Here is a 24832-nt window from a genome sequence, read left to right as displayed (position 1 = left end):
TTAGGACGGTCACGGGCGACCATCGGGACATGCCGTTCGAGGCGACCATCACGTCCATTCATCGGATGACACCGCGAGTCAAACAGTTCGTCATCGAAGCCGACGACGAGTTCGATTTCGAACCCGGCCAGCACACGACCGTGCGATTCGAACGCGACGACCCCGACGAGGGCGAAGACGAACAGGTCGTCCGGCCGTACACGGCGACCAACACTCCGGGCGGCGAGAGGATTACCCTCGCCATCAAGCGCTACGATGGGGGCACCGCCTCGGTCTACATGCACGAGCGCGAGACCGGCGACACGATAACGCTCGGCGACCTCGGCGGTAATCTCACGCTCCAAAACACCGACGAGGACGTCGTCTTCGTCTCCACCGGAACCGGCATCACGCCGATGATGGCGATGTTGAAGCAGTACCTCGAAGCCGGGACTGGCGAGACCCAGTTCTTCTACGGCGAGAAGAACCAGGAAGACATCATGTACCGTGAGACCCTCGACCAACTCGCCACCGAACACGAGACGCTCTCGGTGGTGTATTCGCTCTCGGAGGAAGACTGGGACGGGCCGACCGGCCACGTCCAAGACCACATCGAGGGGTATCTCGACGACCTCGACAGGGATTTCTACGTCTGTGGCGTCCCGCAGATGGTCGTCGACACCAAAGACCGCCTCGACGGCCTCGGCGTCCCCGACGACCGCGTGTTCTCCGAGGGATGGGAGGACGGCGAAGTCGAGGACTGAGCGCGGTACCTGATTCTGCTGACGGAAAACTGTCCGACAGTCCAGTCGAGACCGGCGAGCCGTGAACGTATTTACCGACGCCACCCTATTGGAGCCAATGACCGAAAGCCCGGGCGCAGCGGAGTCGATTGACGGCGATGGACGGGGCGAGACCACCGTCCGGTTCGCCGTCCCGGAGATGGACTGCCCATCCTGTGCGCAGAAAGTCAACAAGGGCCTCCAGCGCGTCGAGGGAGTCGGCGACACCAGCCTCCAGCCCACGACCGGAACGGCCGCGGTGAGCTACGACGCCGACCGCACCACCGAGACAGACGTGATTGCAGCCATCGAGGGGGCGGGTTACGAGGTCCCCGGAAGGGTGGACGGAACCGATGAAGGAAACAGGGATATCGCGCCGGCGACGGAGCTGTGGACGAGTTCGCGCGCCATCAAAACGTGGCTCGGGGCGGGCGTGCTCGCGGTCGGCCTGTTCGTCGAGTTCCTCCTTACAGGACAGAATCCCGAGGTTGTGACCCTCCTCGGCTATTCGCTCACGCTCGCGGACGGACTGTTCGTCCTCGCCACCGTCGCCAGCGGCGTGCCCGTCGTCCGCGGGGGCTACTACTCGGCGAAGAATGCAAGCCTCGACATCGACCTCCTGATGGGCACGGCAATCGTCGCCGCCACCGCCATCGGCTATTTCGTCGAGGCCGCGACGCTCGCGGTCCTGTTCAGCATCGCCGAACTGCTCGAAGACTATTCGATGAGCCGGGCACGGAACTCGCTGCGCGAACTCATGGAACTCTCGCCCGAGGAGGCCACGGTCCGCCGGAACGGCGAGGAAGTGACTGTGCCGGCCGCCGAGGTGGCGGTCGGCGAGACGGTCGTGATTCGTCCCGGCGAGAAGGTACCCCTCGACGGGGTGGTCACCGAGGGCGAGAGCGCGGTCGACGAGTCGCCCATCACCGGCGAGAGCGTACCCGCCGACAAATCGCCGGGCGACGAAGTGTATGCCGGCACCATCGCCGCCGAGGGCTACCTCGAAATCGAGACCACCGCGACGGCCGAGGAGTCGACGCTCTCACAGATCATCGAACTGGTGCAGGGCGCACAGGAGCAACGGACCGAGACGGAGCGCTTCGTTGACCGGTTTGCGGGCTACTACACGCCGCTGGTGGTCGTGCTGGCGATACTGACCGCCGCCGTACCGCCGCTGGCGCTCGGCTGGCCGTGGGAGACGTGGTTCATCCGCGGGCTGACACTGCTGGTCATCGCCTGTCCCTGCGCGTTCGTCATCTCGACACCCGTCTCGGTCGTCTCGGCAGTCACGAGCGCGGCGAAAAACGGCGTGCTCGTCAAGGGCGGCAACCACCTCGAAGCGATGGGTGCGGTCGATGTCGTGGCGCTCGACAAGACCGGCACGCTCACGCGGGGCGAACTCGCCGTGACCGACGTCGTCGCACTCGGCGACCACGACGAAAGCGCCGTCCTCCGGTACGCTGGCGGTCTCGAACGGCGGAGCGAACACCCGATTGCGGCGGCGGTGCTCGCCCACGCCGACGACGCGGGTATCGACGACCTCCCGGAGCCGACCGGCTTCGAGAGCCTCACAGGAAAAGGTATCCGCGGCGACATCGATGGGAAGACGCACTATGCCGGCAAACCGGGACTGTTCGCGGAACTCGGTTTCGACCTCTCTCACCATGCCACCGACGGCGGGACCGTAATGACGGACCACCCATCAGCCGACGCTGGCGACGCACTCGCCGAACTCGAACGCGACGGGAAGACCGTCGTGGTCGTCGGCACGGGGACGGAGCTGCTCGGCATCGTCGCCATCGCCGACGAGGTGCGCCCCGGTGTACAGGAGACCGTCGAGCGCCTGCACGAGCGCGGCGTCGAGCACGTGGTGATGCTGACCGGCGACAACGACGGCACCGCGCGGGCCATCGCGGGAGCGGTCGGTGTCGCCGACTACCGCGCGGAACTGCTGCCCGACGAAAAGGTGGCGGCAATCGAGGAACTCCGTGCGGAATACGGCAGCGTCGGCATGGTCGGCGACGGCATCAACGACGCGCCGGCGCTCGCGGCCGCCGACGTGGGCATTGCAATGGGTGCGGCCGGGACCGACACCGCACTCGAAACCGCCGACATCGCGCTGATGGGCGACGACATCGGCAAACTCCCCTATCTCTACCGGCTCTCACGGACGGCCAACGGGGTGATTCGACAGAACGTCTGGACGAGCCTCGGCGTGAAGGCGCTGCTGGCCGTCGGCGTGCCGCTTGGCTACGTCAGCGTCGCGGTCGCGGTCGTGGTCGGCGACATGGGGATGAGCCTCGGTGTGACGGGCAACGCGATGCGGCTCTCACGGCTGCAACCTGATGACTACCGCGAGTGAGACGACCACCGGCGGAACGCCCAGTGACGAGCACCATCACAGCGGAGTCCTCAATGATAGATAATTATCTGAGAGGAATCGAGGAAAGAAACCTATATAACCACCCAGCGTATAGTTTTCGAAGTTGAAATTTCGTGCGTCAAACCCCGTTCGATTAGTCGTACTGTACATTGGCCGTCTGCTCGTTCGTGCCGGATTGCTCGAACCCGAGCGAGCACGTCGCACCACGGACCTCGCGTGGCCACGCATCATCACCGGCATCGCCCGGATGTCGAAAAACGCCGTCGACATCGCCATGATCGGCATCGCGCTCGGCTCGACGGCCATCGCCGGCGTCGGCTTCGCCAGTCCCTACTGGGGCTTCGCCTTCGCCATCGGCGGCGGTATCGCCGCCGGCACCATCGCGCTGGTCTCCCAGCGCTACGGAGCCAAACGCCTCGGCGACATCGACCGGGCCGTGCGGTCGAGCGTCGCCGTCGTGGTCGCGCTCACGCTGCCGGTCGTCGCCGTGCTCTGGTTCTTTCCGACACCGCTGGTCTCGCTGGTCGGCGACGACCCCGCGGCCATCGCCTTCGGCGCGAACTATCTTCAGGTGGTCGCGCTCGGCATCCCCTTCGCGGCACTGAACCTCATCGGCAGCCGTGTGTTCATCGGCGTCGACGACGCCCGGACGCCGATGGTCTTGCGTACTGCCGGCGCGCTCACGAACATCGCTCTCAACGCCGTGTTGATATTCGGGTTCGGTCTCGGCGTCGTCGGCGCGGCACTTGGCACAGTCATATCGAGTGCGGTCGTGACCGGCGTCTTCGCGGTCGGTCTCGTCCGCGGTCGCCTGCCCGGTCTCGGGACGCTGCCCGTCCACATCGACCCGCGCGGGAGCTATCTCGGCGTCGACGTCCGGAACGTCGTCTCCATCGGCACGCCCGTCATCGGCCGCCAGCTCGTCTTCACCGTAGCCGAGTTCCCGATGCTCGTCATCGTCGCGCTGTTCGGCAGCGAGGTCGTCGCCGCCTACGTCATCGCGCGGCGGGTCTGGGGCTTGATGAACACGCCCGGCTGGGGCTTCGGTCTCGCCTCCTCCAGTCTCGTCGGTCAGGAACTCGGGAGCGGCCACGAGGAGGTCGCCGAGGCCTACGGCCGCGAGATCGTCCGCTTTGCGGTCGCGGTCTATCTGGTGTCGGCGGGGCTGGTCTTCGTCTTCGTCGACGAGATCGTCGCCGCGTTCGTCGGCGACCCCACCTCGCCGGTGGTACCGGTCGCGGTCTCGCTGGTCTCGGCGGCCTGCGTCGCCATCGTGCTCCGGGGCGTCTCGGGTGCGGCTGCCGGTCCCCTCGATGCGAGCGGTGACACCAACTGGACGTTCTACAGCCAACTGCTCGGTCTCTTTGGGGTGGCCATCCCGGTCGCCTATCTCGGCGCAACGACCTCGCTCGGTCTCACCGGTCTCTCGCTGGCCTTCCTCGCCGAGACGACCGTACCCGCGGTGCTCAACTACTACCGCTTCAGCAGCGAGAAGTGGAAGCAGGTGAGTCGGGGTTACAGAGCGGACACGTCGGCCTGAAGCGCTTCCGTGATGGTATACTGTCGGTTTTGTTGGAGGCAATCACTGTTTGCGGTCCACCAGTCGCTTCGCTGTCTCTCGATTCGACGCTTGGAGGACGGACGCACTCCCAACCGGCAGTATATCGGTCGCCGAAAGCGGTCGTCTTCCGAAGACCGTTCGTCTCGTAGCGGGCGCGAATCCATCATCGACAGAAGTTCGAAACCCCTCATACAGCTTGTGCTGAAGCGAAAGTTCGTACCGGTTTAGACAATCTTAATAGGCGAAAGCCACAATTCGTCTTCGATGAGAAGATCCAACCAGGACTGGTGGCCCGACCGATTGGATTTGGATATCCTCAACCAGAACGTTCACGGGTTCGACCCGCGGGACGAGGAGTTCGATTACGGCGAGGCGTTCGAGTCACTCGACCTCGACGAGGTGAAGGCGGACATCGAGGAGGTACTGACGACCTCCCAGGACTGGTGGCCGGCGGACTACGGTCACTACGGCCCGCTCATGATTCGGATGGCGTGGCACAGCGCCGGTACCTATCGTGTGAGCGACGGCCGCGGCGGTGCGAACCGTGCCGGCCAGCGCTTCGCGCCCCTGAACAGCTGGCCCGACAACGCGAACCTCGACAAGGCACGCCGGCTGCTCTGGCCGGTCAAGGAGAAGTACGGCCGAAACCTCTCGTGGGCCGACCTGATCGTCCTCACGGGGAACGTGGCCCTCGAATCGATGGGCTTCGAGACCTTCGGCTTCGGCGGCGGGCGCGAGGACGCCTTCGAACCCGACGAGGCCGTCGACTGGGGTCCCGAGGACGAGATGGACGTCACCTCCCCCGAGCGTTTCGACGAGGACGGTGCCCTCAGGAACCCGCTTGGCAACACCGTCATGGGGCTTATCTACGTGAACCCCGAAGGACCATACGGCGAGCCGGACCTCGAAGGGTCGGCGAAGAACATCCGCGAGACGTTCAGCGGGATGGCGATGAACGACGAGGAGACGGCCGCGCTCATCGCCGGCGGCCACACGTTTGGGAAGGTCCACGGCGCTGACGACCCAGACTATCTCGGACCCGAACCCGAAGCGGCCCCAATCGAACAACAGGGTCTCGGCTGGGAAAGCGACTACGAATCAGGCAAAGGGGCCGACACGATCACCGGTGGCATCGAGGGCCCGTGGAACGGCACGCCGACCATGTGGGACATGGGCTACGTCGACAACCTGCTCGACTACGAGTGGGAGGCCCACAAGGGTCCCGGCGGTGCGTGGCAGTGGCGGCCGGTCGACGAGGAGCTTCGGGACACCGTGTCCGATGCCCACGACTCCTCGGCAACGGTCGACCCCATGATGCTGACGACGGACGTCGCCCTGAAGCACGATGAGGACTACCGGGAGGCGCTCGAACGCTTCCAGGAGGACCCCGAGAAATTCCAGGAGGCGTTCTCGAAGGCGTGGTACAAGCTGATTCACCGGGACATGGGCCCGCCGGAGCGGCTCCGCGGCCCGGAGGTCCCCGACGAGGAGATGATTTGGCAGGACCCCATCCCCGACGCCGACTACAGCCCGATTGGCGAGGAGGACGTCGATGCACTCAAACAGGAACTCCTCGATTCGGAACTGTCGACCTCACAACTCGTACGGACCGCGTGGGCGGCGGCGTCGACCTACCGCGACAGCGACAAGCGTGGCGGCGCGAACGGCGCTCGACTCCGCCTCCGACCGCAGCGTGACTGGGAGGTCAACAACCCCGGAGAACTGACGACCGTCCTCGACACGCTCGAAGAGGTCAAAACGGAGTTCAACGACTCGCGTTCCGACGGAACGCAGGTGTCGCTTGCGGACCTCATAGTTTTGGGCGGCAACGCGGCCGTCGAGCAGGCGGCGGCCGATGCCGGCTACGATATCCATGTGCCGTTCGAACCGGGCCGGACCGACGCCAGCCAGGAGTGGACCGACGTCGAGTCCTTCGAGGCGCTCAAGCCCGAAGCCGACGGGTTCCGCAACTACTTCAACGACGACCGCGACTTCGACATGTCGCCCGAGGAATCGTTGGTCGACAGAGCAGAGCTGATGAACCTGACGGCCCCCGAGATGACGGTACTGGTCGGCGGCATGCGCGCACTCGACGCCAACTACGACGGCTCCGACCTCGGTGTCCTCACCGACCAGCCGGGGACGCTGACGAACGACTTCTTCGCCAACCTGCTCGGCATGGACACCGAGTGGGAGCCGGCTTCCGAGGACAGGCAGGTCTTCGAGGGCCACGACCGCGAAACGGGCGAGCACAGATGGAGGGGTTCGCGCGTGGACCTCGTCTTCGGGTCACACGACCAGCTTCGGTCCATCGCGGAAGTCTACGGGGCCGACGACGGCGAGGAGAAGTTCGTCGACGACTTCGTGGACGCGTGGCATAAGGTGATGACCCTCGACCGCTTCGACCTCGAATAACCCCCCCCCCCCGGCCGAACCCGGGATAGCGGTTCGCTGCTCGAACGATTCTCCGAGCCGCACCGTCACGCAGCGCGATTCACAGCCCGGTCGGACAGTCGATGAACGTCGTTTCGATTCCCCACTCCTCGGCGAGTGACTGAAGCGAGCGCACCCCGAAGGTCTCTGTCGCGTAGTGACCCGCCAAGAAGACGTTGACGCCGGCTTCGCGCGCCTCGTGGTAGAGTTTCTGCTTTCCCTCACCCGTAATGAACGCGTCGGCACCCCGCTCGACGGCCTCGTCGAGCCAGTCGGCGGCGGCCCCGGTGGCGATGGCGACCTCTTCGATCTCTTCGGGACCAAAGTCGAGCATCGCCACGCCGTTTTCGGGGCCACATTCGGCCGCGAGGCGCTCGCGGAGTTCCTCCGGTGAAATGCTCGCAGCGCGCCCCGACTGGCCGATGTGTTCGTCCCCGAGCGTGCCGAACGGCTCGCGCCCGTCGAGGTCGAGCGCGTCGGCAATCCCGGCGGCGTTGCCGAGGTCGCCATGCCCGTCGAGCGGGAGGTGCGAGACGTACAGCGCCATGTCGTGCTCGAAAAACGGCGCGAGGCGCTCGTGGATGCGGCCGGTGGCGCGCTCGAACTCGCCCCAGAACAGCCCGTGGTGGACAACGAGTGCGTCCGCACCCGCATTGGCGGCGCGTTCGGCGGTCGCGACGGCGGCATCGACCGCGAACGCGGCACGGTCGATTTCGTCCGGGCCGGCGACCTGCAGCCCGTTGGCGCTCGCATCGAGGGCGGCGTAGGCGTCGGTGCGGAGGCGCTCGTCGAGGCGCTCGCAGAAGGTTGCGGTGTCCATGACCAGTGTTCGCTCGCCGGTGACAAGAACGCTTGCGTCTATCCCGACTCGGGCGATTCGGGTGCGAGCCGGTCGACCCACGACAGCGCTTTCTCGATGTCGGTCTGGGGTGGCGAACAGGTGAACGCACGGCAGACGTACGCCGTCGGCTCGCCCTCGACCCACGTTCGGTCGGCCCATATCGGCGGCACTTCGTCGAGTGCGAGCCTGTCGAGCCACTCGTCGAGTGCCTCGTCGTTCGGTGGCCGGTGTGCGAGCAGCCGTTTGGGAAGATACGTGCGTCCGATGCGCTCGCGCCACTCTCTGGGGAGTTCGTCGGCGACCACAGTTGTTTCGAGCGAGCCGGAACCGTGGCGGTCGGCCGCGAGCGCGAGCGATGCGCGCCGCAGCGGGCTGGATTCGATGGTCTCGGCGTGGGTTTCGAGCACCGTTTCGGCGATATCCGCGAACTCCTCGTCGGGCGCGAAGTGCGAGAGCGCAAGCAGGGTATCGACGGCCACCCCAGTGCTGGAGGGCGTCGACTGGTCGTCGAGTTCCTGTGGGCGCGCGACGAGCGACTCGCCGCTCTGTGGGGTGAAATATAGTGTCCCCTCCTCGGCGTCGAAGAACTCCCCCACGATGGCGCGCCCGAGGTCGAGCGCGAATTCGAGATGCCTGACGTCGCCGGTGGTCTCGTAGCAGTTGTACGCGCCGCGGGCGAGGAAGGCGTAGTCTTCGAGATACCCCTCGATTTTCACCTCTCCATCCTTGTATCGCCGCGCGAGTCGGTTTTTCTCCTCGTCCCAGAGCTGCTTGCGGACGAACTCAAGGGCCGCGACGGCCGTCTCGCCGTAGGTCGCATCGAGCGCAAGCCCCGCCTCGGCGAAGGCCGAAATCATCAACCCGTTCCACCCAGCCAGTGTCTTCTCGTCGCGGGCCGGCCGGTCGCGCTCGGCCCGTGCCGCGAAGACTGCCTCGCGGGCGCGTTCGAGTTCCGCCTCGATTTCCTCCGTCGTCGTTTCGTGCTCGTCGGCCAGTTCGTCGATGGCGGCGCTGAGCGTCAACACCGTCTTTCCGTCCTCGAAGTTGCCCGTTTCAGTTATTCCGTGGCGCTCACAGAAGAGGTCGGCGGCGAACTCGTCGTCCACGGCGTCGTGAATCTCATCCGGTGTCCAGACGTAGAATGCACCCTCCTCGCGTTCACCCGATTCGTCCTCGCTCTGGGCGTCGAGCGTGCTGAAGAAGCCGCCGTCGGGATGGCACAGCTCGCGCTCGACGAAGCCGAGCGTCTCGCAGACGATTTCCGCATAGCGGCGTTCGCCGGTGAGACGATAGCCCGCAAGGTAGGTGCGCGCGAGTTCGGCGTTGTCGTACAGCATCTTCTCGAAGTGGGGCACCGTCCACTCACGGTCGGTCACATATCTGTGGAAGCCACCGCCAACGTGGTCGCGCAGTCCGCCGTTGGCCATCGCGTCGAGCGCCTCGACCGCAACCTCGCGGAAGGCGTCCCTCCCTGTGCGCTCGTGGGCTTGCATGAGGAGGTGGAGCCGCCCGGTCTGGGGGAATTTCTGCCCACGGCCAAACCCACCATGTTCGCGGTCGGCGTCGCTAACTGCGTGCTGGGCGGCGGTTTCGAGGATGCTCTGCGGCACGTCGCCCGGAGTCTCGGGCGTGTCCTCCAACTCGCCGGCCATCGCCTCGGCCCACTGGTCGGCGCGCTTTTCGATGTCCTCGCGGTCGTCTTCCCACGACTCGGCGATGGAGTCGATGAGGTCGAGAAAGCCCGGCTGGCCACGTTTCGCTTCTCTGGGGAAGTACGTTCCCACGTAGAAGGGTCGGCCATCGGGCGTGAGCCAGACCGACAGCGGCCAGCCGCCCCGGCCGGTGACCATTCCGCACACGGTTTGGTAGAGCCGGTCGAGGTCGGGCCGCTCCTCCCTATCGACCTTGATGGGAACGAAGTCCTCGTTGAGCCGCTCGGCCACCGCCCCGTCCGCGAAGCTCTCGTCGGCCATGACGTGACACCAGTGACACGCCGAGTAGCCAATCGAGAGGAAGATGGGGACATCGCGCTCGCGGGCGGCTTCGAGCGCGTCGTCGTCCCACGGCTGCCAATGCACGGGGTTGTCGGCGTGCTGGCGGAGGTACGGACTCTCCTCGTCGTCGAGCCTGTTTCGCTCGGTGGCGCTCATGGCCTGCCGTACGCGCCCATCACGGGTAAAGTCCCTGACGCGCTGTCTTTCTCAGACTTCGAGTTCGAGCGTGAGGTCATCGATATGGACCATCTCGTCGTCTTCGAGCAGCTGCACAATCGTCCGATTCCCGGTCGGCTGTGCCCTGAGTTCGGTGATCGAGACCCGATAGCCGGCGTCGAGCGCGCCCTCGAAGAACGCGAACGCGGTTCTCGCATCGAGATTCCGGAGATCGACCGTCAGCGTCTCGCCCGCTTCGCGGTCGGCGCTCGATTCGTCCAACTGGTCGGCAGCGTCTTCGAGCGAGCGCTCGCCCATGTCAAGCGTGATGTCCGCCATACCGTACCGTTTCGGCGGATAGTGATAAATAGCGGGGAATCCCTCAGTTGACTTCGTTGTGCATCGCGTCGATGACTTCCTCCAAATCGGGTTCGCCGCCGCCGGGTTGCTCGCCGTAGGAGAACTCACCGTTGCCGTCGATGGATTCGCCCTGCGTCCAGCGCTTTCCGGGGTCCGGTCGGTCCTCGACGTGCGTGGACATGAACTCGTAGTTGTGGTCCTGGTTCTCCTTTTCCTGTGGGAAGCTGTTCGGCACAGGAATGTGGTCGTCCATCGTTTCGAGCGCGGCGTGCCACTGGTTCTGGTGCATCGTGTCCCGGGCGACGAGATACGACAGCATGTCCTTCATGCCGGGGTCGTCGGTGATCTCGTAGAGTCGGGTGGCGAGCAATCGGCCTGTGGATTCGGCCATCACGTTGGCGTACATGTCGGCAGCGAGGTTCCCGCTGGCGACGACGTAGCCGCCGGAGAAGGGTGCGCCGTTCGAGTCGACGGGCATCGCGTGCAGGCCGGCCGACAGCGCCTGTCGGGGCTGGCCGCTGTCCATCATCTCGGCGATGACCGAATCCTCGCGGGCGGCCTCGCGCTGCTCCTCGGAGGCTCCCTGGAGGTTCTTCGCCACCGCGGTGGCGAGCATCTCGATGTGGCCGAGTTCCTCGGTCGCGGTCTCCATCAGTAGCTGGCGGTACTCGCTCTTCTCGGCCGGCACTGCAAACGCCTGAAACATGTACTGGAGCGCGACCCGCATCTCGCCTTCGGCCCCGCCGATTGCCTGCTGGAGCATCTTCGCGAAGCGCGGGTTCGGTTCCTCGACCTCGACTTCGTACTGGAGTTCGTCGTCGTGGTAGAACATCGGTTCTTGCCTCGTTCCATCGTGGGTGCGAAGGGACATAGGCGTGGTACTTGCAAGCGCGGGCAGCCGTCGTGGCGTTCGAGCGCATGGTCCGCTCGGCCGCCTCGCCGTGGATACGCTATGGTTTCGAATCGCCTGCCGCGTCGGATTCGTCCGCCACGACGGAATCGAGAGTGCCCCGTTCGTCGACCACGGCGATACGCTGGCCCTCGTCGGCCGGTTCGTTCCCCATGTCGAGCGTCGAATCGTCCGTTTCGGCGTCGATCTTCTCGGTGATGACGTCCGTCGTCCGGTCGAGAGCTGCCGTCCCGCTGTCGAGGACGGACCGGAGTTCGTCGATGTCGACCGAGACGCTGATTTCGTCCGTATCGATTGTGCCCTCGACGACCCCCTGTTCGCTGATGGTCGACAACCCGCGGTCGGTCGCTGCGTCGAACTCCTCGGCGAGGATAGTGTCGATGTCGCCGGAATCCATCGCCTGCTCGACGGCAGTCAGTTTTGCCTCGACGCGAGATTGGAGGCGCTGGACGTCGACGTCCCTGTCGAGTTCGTCGTCGTTGATGGCGGCGTCGAGAGTTTCCATGTCCGCGACGGCTCGCAGTCCGTTCGCCTCGACCGCCGATTCGATGACCGTGAGGTCGATTGCCGGTTCGAGGTCGTCGGTATCGACCGCCGAGTCGAGTGCGCGTTTGACCGTGACGTACCCCGCGAGTGCGAGTGACCCGAGCACAACGACTGGCATGATATGCCGTTCGTTCCCCACTCGGGAAAGGGCGACGACCGCCGCCGCAGCGCGCCGCTGCAAGTCGATGAAGATTCGCCCGCCGTCGGTGGCTGTCGGCGCGCGAGAGTGCGCCTCGCGCACGACTCACGCGAGGTCTGCGCGAGTGAAGCGAGTGCAGGCTCGTCAGAACTGCGTTCTAACGGTGGATGAGCAAAACGAGCGAAGTGAGTGAGCGAATCGGTTGGGGAGGGTGTGGCGCGGTGTGGATGCGGAACCGACAAGCGCTCGAACCGCGAGCGAGCCGGAGGCGAGCGAGCGGCAGTTTTTAGTCCACCGGAAGAGCGAAGCTCTTCCAAGCTGCTTGAAAACGCTTCGCGTTTTCAGCATCACGAAACGGCGAAACCGTTTCGAACGACTTCGTTCACCTTTGGCTCACGAAGACAGGTTTTTGCGAGGACCCTGAGCGAACGGAGTGAGCGAATGGGGACGAGGTAAAAAAGTGGGAGGGAAACCTTTAGGCGGCTCTCCGACGGGCCACGCACATGGCCGAAACTGTCCTGCTCGTCGGCGGCGGCGGGCGCGAACACGCCATTGCACGGACCCTTGCCGGGAGCGATGCTGACCTCTACGGCTGTGCGGACACCCGGAATCCGGGCATCGCCGGCCTCGCGGCAGGATTCGAAACGCTCGATACGACCACCCCGCAGGCCGTCGTCGCCTACGCCGAGGCGGTCGGCGCGACGCTCGCCGTCGTCGGTCCCGAGACCCCGCTCGAAGCGGGCGTCGCCGATGCGCTCGCCGACGCCGGCGTCTTTCCGTTCGGGCCGCGAGCCGACGCGGCGCGCATCGAGACCGACAAGGCTTACCAGCGCCGGTTCATGCGCGAGCACGACATTTCGGGCTGTCCATCGTTCGCAACGTTCGACGACATGGGGCGGGCCTGTGAGCATATCGATGACAGCGACCACGATTTGGTGGTGAAGCCTGCGGGACTCACTGGCGGCAAGGGTGTGCGCGTCATCGGCGAGCAACTCACTTCCGAGGAGGCCAAGGAATACCTCCGCAAATCGGAATACGGCCGCGTGGTGCTCGAAGAGCGCCTCGTCGGCGAGGAATTCACTGTTCAGGCGTTCGTGGCGAACGGCGAGGTGCGCACGACGCCGGCCGTCCAAGACCACAAGCGTGCCTACGAGGGTGATGAGGGACCGAACACGGGTGGGATGGGAAGTTACAGCGCTGCCGCGCGTGAACTTCCCTTCATGACTGAAAGGGACTACGACGCGGCCGTGTCCATCATCGAAGAGACGGTTGCGGCGCTCGACGAGTACACTGGCGTGCTCTATGGCCAGTTCATGCTCACTGCCGAGGGGCCGAAAGTCGTCGAGTTCAACGCGCGCTTTGGCGACCCCGAGGCGATGAACACCCTCCCGGTGCTCGAAACCGACTTTCTGGACGTTCTCACGGCGGCCCGCGACGGGGACCTCCCGACACTCGCCTTCGCCGAGCGGGCGACCGTCTGTAAGTACGCCGTGCCGGCGGGCTATCCCGAGAATCCCGATGCCGGTGCGAAGGTCGATATCGACCCCGAAAGCGCGGGCGATGCGCTGCTGTTCTACGCGAGCGTCGACGAGCGCGACGACGGTATCTACACGACGACCTCGCGGGCGTTCGCAGTCGTCGGGATCGCCGAGACAATCACTGAAGCCGAGGAAATCGCCGACGAAGCACTCACTGCGGCGGACACGGCGGGGTTGCGGGTGCGCCATGACATCGGCAAACCGGACCTCGTCGAGGCGCGAATCGCCCACATGGACGACCTCCGCGGACGCGAAGGCTAATGGGCCGTCACGACCGCCTCGACGTGCATCGGACGCCGGGGCGGCGGAACTCGCTGTGGCACTGGCCCGACGCGAAGACCCCGTGGCGCATCATGTACACCTACGTGTTCGTCCTCGTCGCACGCATTGCACCCTCGCTGCGCGTCAAGAACTGGGCGCTCCGGCGCATCGGCGTCACAGTAGAGAGGGGCGTCTCGTGGGGTCTCGAAGCCACTCCCGACGTCTTCTGGCCGGAACTCATCACCCTCCGGGAGGACGCCATCGTGGGCTACGACGCAACCATCCTCTGTCACGAATTCCTCCAAGACGAGTATCGCACGGGAGCGGTCGTCGTCGGCGAGCGCGCGATGGTCGGTGCGGGCGCTGTCGTTCTGCCGGGCGTCGAAATCGGTGCCGACGCTCGCGTGGCCGCGAACTCGCTCGTCGCCGATGACGTTCCGGCGGGTGTGACGGTCGCGGGCGTGCCGGCGGCAGAGGAGTGAGGGTACCGAGTACGGCCAGCTTTATACGATAGCCACGACCTGCTGTACACGTCTCAATGAGCAGTCACACCGAAGACTCGTCGGACGAACCCGAATGGTCGCTGGTCGGCCCCGGCCTGCTCGTCGCCGCGACCGGCGTGGGTGCCGGCGACCTCGCCGCCGGACTCGTCGCGGGCAACCGATACGGACTGAACTTCGTCTGGGCCGTTCTCGTCGGCATCGTCGTCAAGTTCGCGCTGAACGAGGGGGTCGGGCGCTACCATCTGGCGACCAACGAGACCATCCTCGAAGGGATTCACTCCTTGGGACGGTGGGCGAGCGGCTTTTTCGGTGGTTACTCCCTTCTGTGGGGATTCGTCTACGGCGCTGCGGTCAGTTCCTCCGCGTCGCTGGCGGCGAACGCCCTCGTCCCAGCCGTCCCGTTCTGGGTGTATCTGGTCGCCCACCCGATCCTCGGCGCGGTGTTGGTGCTCGCCAACCGATACGAGACGTTCGAGAACGTGATCACCGTCTTCATCGTGTTGATGGTCGTCACCGTCATCGGCTCCGCAATCGCCGTACTGCCCCAGCTCGGGGCACTCATCGGAACCGGCATTCCGGCGCTGCCTCAGGGGTCGACCGTCTATGCGCTTGGACTCATCGGCGGGACGGGCGGGACGATTACGATGGCGTCGTACGGCTACTGGCTCGCCGAAAAGGAGTGGGACAGCCCGGAGTACATCCCGGTCATGCGCCGCGATGCCTCCTCGGCGTACCTCATCACGGGACTGTTCGTCATCGCGCTCATCGTCATGAGCGCGGCGCTGCTCTACGGGACCGGTGCGAGCGTCTCCGGGGAGGACGGACTGGTCGCCCTCGCCGACAACCTCGGCAACCAGCTCCATCCCGTGCTCCGGTATGCGTTCCTCATCGGCTTCTGGTCGGCCTCGTTCACGTCGCTGCTCGGCACGTGGCACGGCGTTTCGTATCTGTTCGCCGACTTCGTGCAGGAGTTCTCCGGGAACCCGATGGAGGCCGAGCGACTCCGGGACACCAACTCGTACACGTTCTACGTGCTGTGGCTCACGTTCCCGCCGATGTTGCTGCACTTCCTCGGCCAGCCGGTCTTTATAATCATCATCTACGGCGTGCTCGGTGCTGTCTTCATGCCGTTTTTGGCCATCACGCTCCTGTTGCTTCTCAATTCCGACCGTGTGCCCGCACCTGACCGGAATGGGGTGGTGTTCAACGCGCTGTTGGTCATCAGCGCCGGTCTCTTCGTCGTCCTGCTGGCGAACGAACTCAGCACGCTCGTGTAGCCCTCAGCAGCACCGATTTACCGAGTCATCGTCCCTAAAGACAGAAGTTGTGTGCGCTGTTATGCGGTTGCCGAAAGGGTAGTGTCCGCGCGAGCGCAGCGAGCGCGGTTCGCCGCGAGTGAGTCGGAGACGAACGAGCGGGAGTTTTTGATGAACGTTTTTGCAAGCGGGGTCGGGCGAGCGACCACAGGGAGCGAGCGCGACCCTCCGCAGTAAAAAGGTTCTTTAGGTGAAGCTGCCGAGCCCGGTTTGGGTCTGGCCGGATTTGACCTCGTTCCAGGAGATGTCGAGCGCTTCGAGCACGCGCGCAATCGGGCCTTTGAGCGTCTTGTCGAGCATCTTCGGCCAGTCGACGGCGAACTCGTCTGGAATCTGGTCGGCGTACTCGAAGCAGATGACGCCATCGCCGTCGCTCACGTCGCGTTTGAACTCGCGGTAGAGGTCGTTTTCGGCAATCTCCGGTTGGTCGGACTCGATGCGCTGGAAGAAACGGTCGTCGACGCGGTCGAGATAGAGTCGTTTAGGTTTGCTGCCGCGCTGGAAGTTCGTCCCCAGAAGCAGGTTCGCGTACTTCGCGCCGCGGACCTGTGCGGTGTCGGTGTCGTAGTTGCCGAGGCGTTTGCCGATGCCGCCAGGGACACCGACCTGTTCGACGTTCACTTCGCCGTCCTCGAAGCGTTCGATGACGCCACGGACGTAGGCCTTGACCTCGCTCAGGTCCTCGCCGTGGACGATGCGGTCGATGACCTCGTGCTGGACGCGCTTGGTGATGGGGGCGATGTCGGAGCGCTTGTACTCGAAACCCGTGATATCGACGTCATCGACGTCCTTGCCCTCCTTCCAGACGATGTGGCCGGCGTAGCGCTTTTTCTTCCCTGCTTGGAAGAATCGCCGATAGAGCTTCTCGAACTCGATTTCGAAGCGGTGCTCGTCGGCTCCCAACTGTTCGCCCGCGAAGGCGTCGTAGGAGTCGTTGATGTGTTCTTCGATGGTGCCGGCCTGTTCGATGGCCGACTCCTTGGTGACCTCGCCGCCGAGTTCGAGCATGACGCTGTCGGTGTCGCCATACGCAACCTGATAATTCAGTTCGTTTGCAGCGTCTTCGGTGTGTTCGATGACCTCGCGGCCAGTCGCGGTTACTGCGGCACCCATCTCGCGGTCGTAGAGCCGGAAGCGCTCCCAGCCGAGTACCCCGTAGAGGGAGTTCATGATGACCTTGACGGCGGCCTGCTGGCGGTCGAAGCGCTCGTAGGCCCCGCTTCCCGGACTGTGGTCGGCTCGCCGGGCTTTCTTCTCGTCGCGCTCTTCGAGCAGTTCGTCGACCATCTCCCGGATGATTCCATCCGGCTCTTTGCGGAAGTGCGTGCCGTTGGGCGCGCGATAGGTGTCGCCGTCGTAGGTCTCGGGGTCGACTTTCGTCTCCGGGCTCGCGTTCGTGGTGACCATACACATCGGGTACAGACTCTTGAGGTCGAGCACCGCCACCATCTCCCGAACACCCGTAATAGGGTCGAACACCGCGCCGCCCTCGTAGTCCTCCGATTCCTGCTGGCCCTTCGAGGGGAGCGCGAATTTACCATGCGCTTCGTGGAGGACGTACATGTCCACCGCATCGCCCGGCGTCGTGGCGTCTTCGAGTTTGCACCCCACAAAGGAAGCGACCTCCTGCCAGAACGGAATCACGTCCTGCTGGCGGTCGATTTCGACACAGAGTTCGACATCTCTGAGATTGTATTCGAGCAGGCGTTCGGGGTTTTCCTCCCAGAGGTCGCCAATCGAACCGGCATAGCGCTCCTTGCCGGCCCCGAGTTCGACCTCGCCGACGGCGTCGAGTCGATACGAATCGAGTTCGGAGAACTGCGTGCGCTGGTAGGCATAGAGCAGGTCGAAGACCACGCGTCCTTTCACGTTGGGGCCCTGCCAATCCGAGCGCCAGACTTCGTTCACCCGCGAGAGCCGGTCGGGGTCGAGGTCGTGGCTCTCGCAGTCCGCGCCGCCGAGTTCGTCCAGTCTGTCGATGAGGTAGGGTGCGTCGAAATCGGCGAAGTTCCAGCCCGTCAGCACGTCGGGGTCGGTTTCCTCGATGTAGTCGAGGAACGTCGCCAGCATTGCCTCCTCAGTGCCGAACCGGTGGACTGTGGCGTCGATATCCTCCTCGATACCGTCATACTCATCGAGTTCGTCCGGACCGATTCCCTCGCTGGCCTCGTAGAGCCAGACGGCGTACTCGTCGGTTCGGGAGTCGTGACTCGACAGACAGATGATGGTCTCCTCGCCGTCTTCTGGAAAGCCCGAGCGGTCGTCGACCTCGATGTCGAAGGTGCAGACGCGGGCGTCGGTCTCCATCTCGATTGGCTCGACTTCCTCGTGGGGCACCACGAGCGCGTCGTCGTTCGCACGCCGCTCGGGCACGCGAACCCCGCTGCCGATGTCCTTGTCGATGAGGAAGCGGTTCGGAAAGAGGATGTCCGCCTCGTAGTGTTCGAAGCGGTCACGAATCTGGCCGACGTCCCGCGGGGTCTGGCCGAATATCTTGGTGAGTCGCTCGCCGCGGATGCTCTCGTGGGCGTCGCCGTTCTCGTCGGACTCCTCCGCACCGGTGATACGGTCGTGGTCGAACCCATCATTCAAGTTTGCGGTCGGCGCGTAGAAATAGGGTCGAAAGCCGTGAACGCGGACGTGTTCGACCTCGCCCTCCGCGGTACGGCCGAAGACGTGGATGATAGGTGTTTCGTCCGTCCCTGTGCCCGCAATCGTGTAATCGACCTGTGTGACGGCGAGGTCGACTTCGCCATCGGCGTCGGGATAGCGCCGCGCGCTCGGGTCGACGAGTTCGGCCTCGCCACCCCCGTCGCCGGCGACCGTCCGCGCCGCCGCTACCGCATCCGTTCCGTCGCCGGCGGCGCTGTCAAGCGTCGCCTGCTGGGTGGACTCCGTCCCGGTCATGGCCGCCCTTCGCCGTCGCCGGTAAAAACACCGGCGGTCGGCCACGGCGAACCGAAACACGGTTGTTCGCCACGCAGGAGATACTGCTGTGGCCGATGACCTCCCGGACGGCTCGACCGACCAATACGAACCCGACGAGCCCGACCCAGAGGCCGAGTACGGTCCCGACGTGCCGTCGGTCTCGATACCCGATACCACCGATGCCGACGTGCCGCCCGAACTCGCACGGGTCTTCTGGAGCGTGGTCATCGCGGCCAACATCGGCCTGTTCGCGGTGAGCCTCGGTCTCATGGTCGGCGTCTTTCGTGGCCAGTGGCGACTCGGCGCGGGCGCAATCACGCTCGGGGTCGTTGCGCTGCTCCTCGGCTATCGGCGCTACCGACGCCATCAGAACCGCTAACCGCACGGCGTTCCCAGTGGTGGTATGCAGACCGTTCACACCGAGGACGGCGAGCGCTATCTCCTCGTGGACAGTTCTACGGAATCGAGCCGCGTGCGCGACCCCGCGACCGGCGAGGAGCACACCGTCGCCACCGAGCGGCTCGAACCCACGGACGAGCCGGCGCTCGATACGGCCGCTCGTGCGGTCTCGAAACCGGTACGACGGCTGGTGAGTGCCGTCCCCGACGAGAGCGCGCTCGGGTTGCTCTACGAAATCGACGCACGCGGAGCGGTGGCGGCCCGCGACCTCCTCTCGTACGACTACTGTGAGAGCGACCTCCACGGTCTCTGCGGGGAGTTCCGGGCGGCGGGCCTGCTCGAAGCGTGCGAGGTGGCCGGCGAGCGCGGCTACCGGGTAACGCCGGCAGCGAGCGCGGCCCTCGCCGAGCTGCGCGACGATTGACGCGCGAGCGCCCACAGTTTAGTAGCGCCCGCGAGGGCTATTCCTATGGAACTCGATAGAGGGGTACTCGTCGCAGCCGTCGTCGTCTTCGGGGCGCTGTCGCTACTGGTCGTCCTCCCGCTCGCCCAGTACGTGCTGCTCGCGCTGCTGCTCGGCTACGTGCTCCATCCGGTTCAAAAGCGCCTCGCCCCGCGGGTCGGGCCGCGCGTTTCAGCCGGCGGCCTCATCGCCGTGACGGCACTCGTGGTCTTGATTCCGGTCGGAACGGTGATAGCCGTCGCCGCCAAGCAGGCCCTCCAGGTCTATCGAGCCATCCGTGCTGGCCGCCTCGGAATCGGGACTGTCGAACGCTTCCTCCGCGAACAGCTCGGCGTCGCGTTCGACGTCAGCCAGTTGGTCGGCGAGGTGAACCCGAACGAACTGCTCGGCGTGGTCGAGCGCAGCGGCGGTACGGCGCTGTTCGGGAGCGTGATGAACGTCTTCGGTGGTCTCTCGAACGTCGTGCTCGGTCTCACAGTCCTCGTCTTTCTCACCTACTACCTGCTCACCGACGGCGCGGCCGCGCTGGGCTGGCTGCGCGGCGTCACGCCGTTGTCCAACGGCGTCTGGACGGACCTCGTCGAGCGGGTCGACCGGCTCGTGTGGGCCGTCATCGTCGGGAACGTCGCGGTTGCGCTCGTCCAGGGTGTGCTCACCGGCATCGGGTTGGTGGCCCTCGACTTCCCGAGCGCCGTCTTCTGGACGGTCGTCACGGTGGTGCTCGGACTCCTGCCGCTCATCGGCGCGTCAATCGTCTGGGTGCCGGCGGCGGCCTATCTACTCGTTCTCGGTCGCCCCGTCGCCGCCGTGCTGTTGTTCGCCTACGGCGCGACGGTCGTGAGTCTCTCGGATAACTACCTCAGACCGGTTATCGGCGGCCGCGAGGCGGGTCTCAACCCCGGCCTGTTCGTCCTCGGCATCTCCGGCGGGCTGTTCGTCTTCGGCTTTTTGGGCGTGTTCTTCGGGCCGGTCGTCCTCGGAACGCTCAAAGTGTTCGTCGAACTGTTCGCCCGCGAGCGTCGTTCCGACCGCCACACACCATCGAACAGCACGCGGGTCGATACCGCGCCGACCGCCGATACGCCGACCGCCGACGAGCGCCGCGCCAGCTGACCGGCCGGCCGTCGAGTGCGCACATCCAGGTGCTGCCATCGTCTCCAAGTAGATTTCAAACCCCCCGTTTAACGACGTAACGTGCGATTTAAACAGTTAGATACCACGTTTACCGTCGCGTCTCCTGTAGATGTAGTCGACGATGACCTCTCGAACCACGAACATGGATCGACGCTCGCAGTGCCGAGCTGTCGTCGGGTCACGACGAAACCGACCGAACGGGAACGACTGAACATGCTGGGACAACAGACCGGAGGAAAGCTCTCGGAACACGACATCCACGACGTACTGCGAAACGAACGACGAACGCGGACGCTGCGGTACCTGCGGCGCGAGCGGCGGACGGTGACGCTGCGGGAGCTGGCGGAGGCGCTTGCGAGCGCCGAGACCGGCGAGTCGCCGCCACCACGGAACGTCCGCGAGAGCGTGTACAACTCGCTGCATCAGACCCATCTCCCGAAACTCGACGGGTTGGGTATCGTCGAATACGAATCCAACCGGAAACTGATTCACCTGTGTGCGGCGGCCAGACGGGTCGAATTATACATGGAAGTGGTGCCCGACCACGGCGTGACGTGGGCGACGTACTACCGGACGCTCGGGATGCTCTCGCTCGTGGTACTGGGACTTGCTGGGCTCGGTGTGCCGGCGTTCGGGGCGCTGCCGACCGTGGCATGGGCCGGGGGTTTTCTGGTGCTGTTCGTACTCTCGGCGCTCTTTCAACTCCACGACCGGCAGGGGTTCGTCCTCGGGCAGCTCCGTCCATAACCCTCTAGCCTACCGCTATGGTCCGCCCGGCGGGAGGAGTTCGACACCGGCCATCCCCAACAATGCGAGGAGGAGACCGACGACGAACAGATGGCCCAACACGATCAAGACGTTGCGTTTCGTCGCTTGCGGTTGGATGCCCGGGACGGACAAGAAGAGCCGCCATGCGCTGTCGAGCGGCCTGCCTTCGGTCGCCGCAAACTCGTTATCCCACATCGATCCGTCGCGGTCGCGGTATCGGTTCTCGTCCATGGTCGTGTTTCACTCGTCGAGTGGGTTTATCGTTCCTATTCCGGACAGCTATTTAGGTAAGTGGCCGATGGGAGGCGTCCAACCGCTTCATCAGGCGTTCGTGGCCGCTACTGTCGAACGAATACGAGACACACCAATCGATAGCGACTCATGGGATGACGACGCCGGTTTCGTCCACGTATTGTGCGAACGGGCGGCCTCTCCATCGCATGCCGCTGGCCGCCACAATCACACCCATTGAATCGTGTTTCGACCGCCAACAGGGACCGGACGAACCACGTCGACCATGACCGGCCGATAGTACCGGGTATCATCCACGCTTGAGCAGTCATGGTCCATGCACTTATCGCCCCCATCGCTATCTCCGCACGGGAACGCGGGTTACGGAGGGTGGAAACTTCATGGGCCACCTCCACGAGCGTGTCTCTGGCATCACCGCGCCCCGTGTTCCCGGCAGCTGCCAACGGGTGGCTGTGCATGCCGTTTCCGTTCGTCACGGCAGCCAAAGAGTCAAGAGTTGACCCCATGAACGGTCGATATGAATGCCGACAGCAGCCACGACGCCATCGTCGTCGGCGTCGGCGGGATGGGCAGCGCAGCCACGTATCATCTCGCCCGCCGCGGGCTGGACGTCCTGGGACTGGAGCGCTACGACATCCCGCATACGATGGGGTCCTCACACGGCATCACGCGCATCATCCGGCGGGCATACTACGAACATCCCTCGTACATCCCACTGGTCGAGCGCGCCTACGACCTCTGGGACGACCTCGCAGCGCTGTCGGAGCGACCACTCATCCACCGCACCGGTTCCATCGACGCCGGCCCGCCCGACGACCCGGTGTTCGAGGGGTCGCTGCGCTCGTGCGAGGAACACGACATCCCCCACGAGGTGCTCACGGGCGCGGAACTCGCCGAGCGCTTTCCCGGCTACCACCTGCCCGAGGACTACCGTGCGCTCTATCAGGAAGACGGCGGGTTCGTCGTACCCGAGCAGGCTATCATCGCCCACACGCAGGCCGCACAGGCCGAGGGAGCCGAGATACACGCCCGCACGCGGGTCGATGGTTGGACGAAGACGCCCGACGGTGGCGTGCGTGTCGAGACCGCCCGAAAGAGCTACGAAGCCGACAGGCTGGTGCTCGCGGCCGGCGCGTGGAATCAGGAACTCGCCGACGCCTTGGAGGGGGTCGCGGTGCCCGAGCGGCAGGTGCTCGCGTGGCTCCAGCCCGAAACACCGGAACTGTTTCAGCCCGAGAGCTTCCCCGTCTGGAACCTATCGGTGCCCGAGGGTCGGTTCTACGGGCTACCGGCCTACGACGTGCCCGGCATGAAACTCGGTCGGTATCACCACCGCGACGAGCAGGTCGACCCCGACGACTGGAACCGCGACCCCGACGCCGAGGACGAGCGCCTCCTCCGCGAGTTCGCCGAGGACTACTTCCCAGAGGGTGCCGGTCCGACGATGGGTCTCGCCACCTGCATGTTCACCAACTCGCCGGACGAGCACTTCATCCTCGATACGCTGCCCGCGCACCCACAGGTGGCTGTCGGAGCCGGCTTCTCGGGACATGGCTTCAAGTTCGCCAGCGTCATCGGCGAGGTACTCGCCGACCTCGCTACCGGCGGAACTGACCACCCAATCGAGATGTTTCGCCTGAATCGCTTCGAGTGAGTCAGGCGACGTTCGTCTCCTCGCGCAATCCACCCTCTTCGAAACGGTCGCTGCCCAGCACGCCGATATCGACGAGCGATGGTTCGCCGTCGTGGACGATTTCGGCGACGAGCTGTCCGGTCGCGGGCGCGTGCTGGAAGCCATGTCCCGAGAAGCCGGCGGCGACGACCAGCCCCGGCAGTACCTCCTCGATGACGGGGTGGTGGTCGGGTGTCACGGCGTACAGCCCCGCCCAGCCGCGTTTGACCGTCGTCTCGGGACCGAAGTGGTCGGTCCACCCGCTCGCGTTCTCCAGTGCCGCCGTCGCCCAGTCGAAATCCATCGTCTTGTCGTAGCTGCCGGGGTCTTGGGTTGGGTCCGCCTCGCCGAAGTGGCCGCCGACGAGCGCTTGCCCCTCGCGCTCGGGCCGGAAGTACAGCCCCGTATCGAGGTCGATGGTCAGGGGCGCGTCCTCCGGGACTGGCGTTTCGGGATTGGCGATGAGTATCTGCCGGCGCTTCGGCTCGATGGGGAGGTCCACGCCCGCCATCGCACCCAACTGTCCGGCCCACGCACCGGCGGCATCGACCACCATCTCGGCCGCGATGTGCTCGTCAGGTGTCTCGACGCCGCTGACGGTTCCGTTTTCGACCACGATGTCCTCGACGGGTGTTTTCGTCAACACGGTCACATCATCGCCGAGTGCCTGCGCGTAGCCCTGCGCCGCGAGGTTCGGGTCCGCGAAGCCGTCGAGCGGCGAGTAGGTCGCGGCGACGAATCCTTCAGGATTGATGCCCGGTGCGTATGCGGTCAGCTCGCTCGGGTCGAGATACTCACTCTGCCCGCCGCGCTCGTTCTGGAGCACAACGTTTTCACGGAACTCCGCTGCCGTCGTCTCCTCGCGCGTGAGGAAGAGATAGCCGGTCTGCCGGTGGGCGATGTCGACGCCGAAGCGCTCCTCGAACTCGTTCCAGATGGGGAGGCTCGCCAGCGAGAGGTCAATATTCACGCGCGTCGCAAACTGTGTCCGGATGCCGCCGGCCGACCGCTGGGTGCTCTCGCCGCCGATGCTGCCCCGTTCGCAGAGCGTTACTTCGATATCGCGCTCGGCGAGGGCATGGGCACACGACAGTCCGACGATGCCGCCGCCGACCACTACGACGTGCATCGGTGTTCCTCTGCCCGCCGTCGCAAAACGTTTTGCTCGCCGTCGGTTCGGTATGATTCGCTCATTTCGACACCTTCTGTAGCTCCTCGATCTCCCCGTCGGACCAGTCGTAGAACGGTTCGTCGATGTCGCGCAGCGTCTCGACGCAGTCGTCGTATCGGTCGCGTGCCTCGGGGGCGTATTCGTCGTCGGAGTGTGCCCGAATCCACTCGCGGAGTTCGGCGAGCGCCTGCGGCGAGTAGGTGTCGATCTTTCCCTGTTCGTCGAGCAGTTCGAGCTTGCGGTCCTCGTCGCGCAGCGTGCGGAACAGCGCCCAGACCGCCGGAACCCAGAGGAGGGCAATCGACCCGACCATGACGACCCACGCGGCCGCGCTGAGTGCCAT

General features: G+C 65.1%; 21 protein-coding genes. 12 read left to right on the top strand and 9 right to left on the bottom strand.

Going from position 1 to position 24832, the window contains the following annotated elements:
- The first annotated feature begins 29 nt into the window (after positions 1-29).
- The 4 genes from ACQUQO_RS04995 (at position 30) to katG (ending at position 7120) form a co-directional block, all read left to right on the top strand.
- Positions 30-743 carry a ferredoxin--NADP reductase gene (locus ACQUQO_RS04995; RefSeq protein ID WP_435076893.1) on the top strand — a complete coding sequence of 238 codons (714 nt, stop codon included), beginning with the start codon at positions 30-32 and terminating at the stop codon, positions 741-743.
- 97 nt (positions 744-840) lie between these two features.
- Complete coding sequence (locus tag ACQUQO_RS04990; RefSeq protein WP_435076853.1) at positions 841-3123, top strand: heavy metal translocating P-type ATPase; 2283 nt, start codon at positions 841-843, stop codon at positions 3121-3123.
- Positions 3124-3247: 124 nt separating this feature from the next.
- Entirely contained in the window at positions 3248-4684 is a 1437-nt protein-coding gene (locus tag ACQUQO_RS04985) for an MATE family efflux transporter (protein ID WP_435076852.1), read from the top strand.
- A gap of 258 nt (positions 4685-4942) precedes the next feature.
- Complete coding sequence (gene katG, locus ACQUQO_RS04980) at positions 4943-7120, top strand: catalase/peroxidase HPI (protein ID WP_435076892.1); 2178 nt, start codon at positions 4943-4945, stop codon at positions 7118-7120.
- A 79-nt stretch (positions 7121-7199) separates the two neighbouring features.
- On the opposite strand, the gene ACQUQO_RS04975 is transcribed toward katG, so the two are convergent.
- The 5 genes from ACQUQO_RS04975 to ACQUQO_RS04955 form a co-directional block, all read right to left on the bottom strand.
- Positions 7200-7958 (bottom strand): Nif3-like dinuclear metal center hexameric protein, encoded by a 759-nt coding sequence (locus tag ACQUQO_RS04975; RefSeq protein ID WP_435076851.1) that lies wholly within the window; start codon positions 7956-7958, stop codon positions 7200-7202.
- 38 nt (positions 7959-7996) lie between these two features.
- Positions 7997-10129 (bottom strand): thioredoxin domain-containing protein, encoded by a 2133-nt coding sequence (locus tag ACQUQO_RS04970; protein WP_435076850.1) that lies wholly within the window; start codon positions 10127-10129, stop codon positions 7997-7999.
- Positions 10130-10180: 51 nt separating this feature from the next.
- Positions 10181-10468, bottom strand: coding sequence for a hypothetical protein (locus ACQUQO_RS04965; protein ID WP_435076849.1), 288 nt, complete (start codon positions 10466-10468; stop codon positions 10181-10183).
- A 43-nt stretch (positions 10469-10511) separates the two neighbouring features.
- A complete protein-coding gene (locus ACQUQO_RS04960; RefSeq protein WP_435076848.1) occupies positions 10512-11321 on the bottom strand; it encodes a manganese catalase family protein in 810 nt (269 codons plus the stop codon).
- 118 nt (positions 11322-11439) lie between these two features.
- On the bottom strand, positions 11440-12186 hold the full coding sequence (locus ACQUQO_RS04955; RefSeq protein WP_435076847.1) for a hypothetical protein: 747 nt from the start codon (positions 12184-12186) through the stop codon (positions 11440-11442).
- A 401-nt stretch (positions 12187-12587) separates the two neighbouring features.
- On the opposite strand from ACQUQO_RS04955, the gene purD reads away from it, so the two are divergent.
- From purD to ACQUQO_RS04940, 3 genes are read left to right on the top strand one after another with little or no spacing between them, the layout of a single operon-like run.
- Positions 12588-13883: a phosphoribosylamine--glycine ligase gene (gene purD / locus ACQUQO_RS04950; RefSeq protein WP_435076846.1), complete on the top strand. Its 1296-nt coding sequence runs from the start codon at positions 12588-12590 to the stop codon at positions 13881-13883.
- Complete coding sequence (locus ACQUQO_RS04945; protein ID WP_435076845.1) at positions 13883-14365, top strand: acyltransferase; 483 nt, start codon at positions 13883-13885, stop codon at positions 14363-14365. The genes purD and ACQUQO_RS04945 overlap by 1 nt, the downstream gene beginning before the upstream one ends.
- 56 nt (positions 14366-14421) lie before the next feature.
- Positions 14422-15663: an Nramp family divalent metal transporter gene (locus ACQUQO_RS04940; protein ID WP_435076844.1), complete on the top strand. Its 1242-nt coding sequence runs from the start codon at positions 14422-14424 to the stop codon at positions 15661-15663.
- 225 nt (positions 15664-15888) lie between these two features.
- Here ACQUQO_RS04940 and ACQUQO_RS04935 read toward each other — a convergent pair whose 3' ends face one another.
- Positions 15889-18609 (bottom strand): DNA-directed DNA polymerase, encoded by a 2721-nt coding sequence (locus ACQUQO_RS04935; RefSeq protein WP_435076843.1) that lies wholly within the window; start codon positions 18607-18609, stop codon positions 15889-15891.
- Between the two features lie 88 nt (positions 18610-18697).
- Here ACQUQO_RS04935 and ACQUQO_RS04930 point away from each other — a divergent pair, with 88 nt between their 5' ends.
- The 4 genes from ACQUQO_RS04930 (at position 18698) to ACQUQO_RS04915 (ending at position 21373) form a co-directional block, all read left to right on the top strand.
- Positions 18698-19009: a DUF7322 domain-containing protein gene (locus tag ACQUQO_RS04930; protein ID WP_435076842.1), complete on the top strand. Its 312-nt coding sequence runs from the start codon at positions 18698-18700 to the stop codon at positions 19007-19009.
- 24 nt (positions 19010-19033) lie between these two features.
- Positions 19034-19453 (top strand): DUF7346 family protein, encoded by a 420-nt coding sequence (locus ACQUQO_RS04925; protein ID WP_435076841.1) that lies wholly within the window; start codon positions 19034-19036, stop codon positions 19451-19453.
- Positions 19454-19498: 45 nt separating this feature from the next.
- A complete protein-coding gene (locus tag ACQUQO_RS04920; protein WP_435076840.1) occupies positions 19499-20605 on the top strand; it encodes an AI-2E family transporter in 1107 nt (368 codons plus the stop codon).
- 234 nt (positions 20606-20839) lie between these two features.
- Positions 20840-21373 carry a DUF7344 domain-containing protein gene (locus tag ACQUQO_RS04915; protein ID WP_435076839.1) on the top strand — a complete coding sequence of 178 codons (534 nt, stop codon included), beginning with the start codon at positions 20840-20842 and terminating at the stop codon, positions 21371-21373.
- A gap of 15 nt (positions 21374-21388) precedes the next feature.
- On the opposite strand, the gene ACQUQO_RS04910 is transcribed toward ACQUQO_RS04915, so the two are convergent.
- Positions 21389-21625: a hypothetical protein gene (locus ACQUQO_RS04910; protein ID WP_435076838.1), complete on the bottom strand. Its 237-nt coding sequence runs from the start codon at positions 21623-21625 to the stop codon at positions 21389-21391.
- A gap of 538 nt (positions 21626-22163) precedes the next feature.
- Here ACQUQO_RS04910 and solA point away from each other — a divergent pair.
- Positions 22164-23300, top strand: coding sequence for an N-methyl-L-tryptophan oxidase (gene solA / locus ACQUQO_RS04905; protein ID WP_435076837.1), 1137 nt, complete (start codon positions 22164-22166; stop codon positions 23298-23300).
- A gap of 1 nt (position 23301) precedes the next feature.
- Here the strand turns inward: solA and ACQUQO_RS04900 are convergent, their stop codons facing one another.
- On the bottom strand, positions 23302-24447 hold the full coding sequence (locus tag ACQUQO_RS04900) for an NAD(P)/FAD-dependent oxidoreductase (RefSeq protein ID WP_435076836.1): 1146 nt from the start codon (positions 24445-24447) through the stop codon (positions 23302-23304).
- Between the two features lie 61 nt (positions 24448-24508).
- Positions 24509-24832, bottom strand: a complete 324-nt coding sequence (locus ACQUQO_RS04895) for a hypothetical protein (protein ID WP_435076835.1) — start codon at positions 24830-24832, stop codon at positions 24509-24511.

The sequence above is a fragment of the Halococcus sp. AFM35 genome, assembly GCF_051195015.1.
In the GTDB taxonomy this organism is placed as follows: Archaea; Halobacteriota; Halobacteria; order Halobacteriales; family Halococcaceae; genus Halococcus.
The sequence above is the reverse complement of the archived record's forward strand: the minus strand, read 5'-3'. Positions and strand labels throughout refer to the sequence as shown.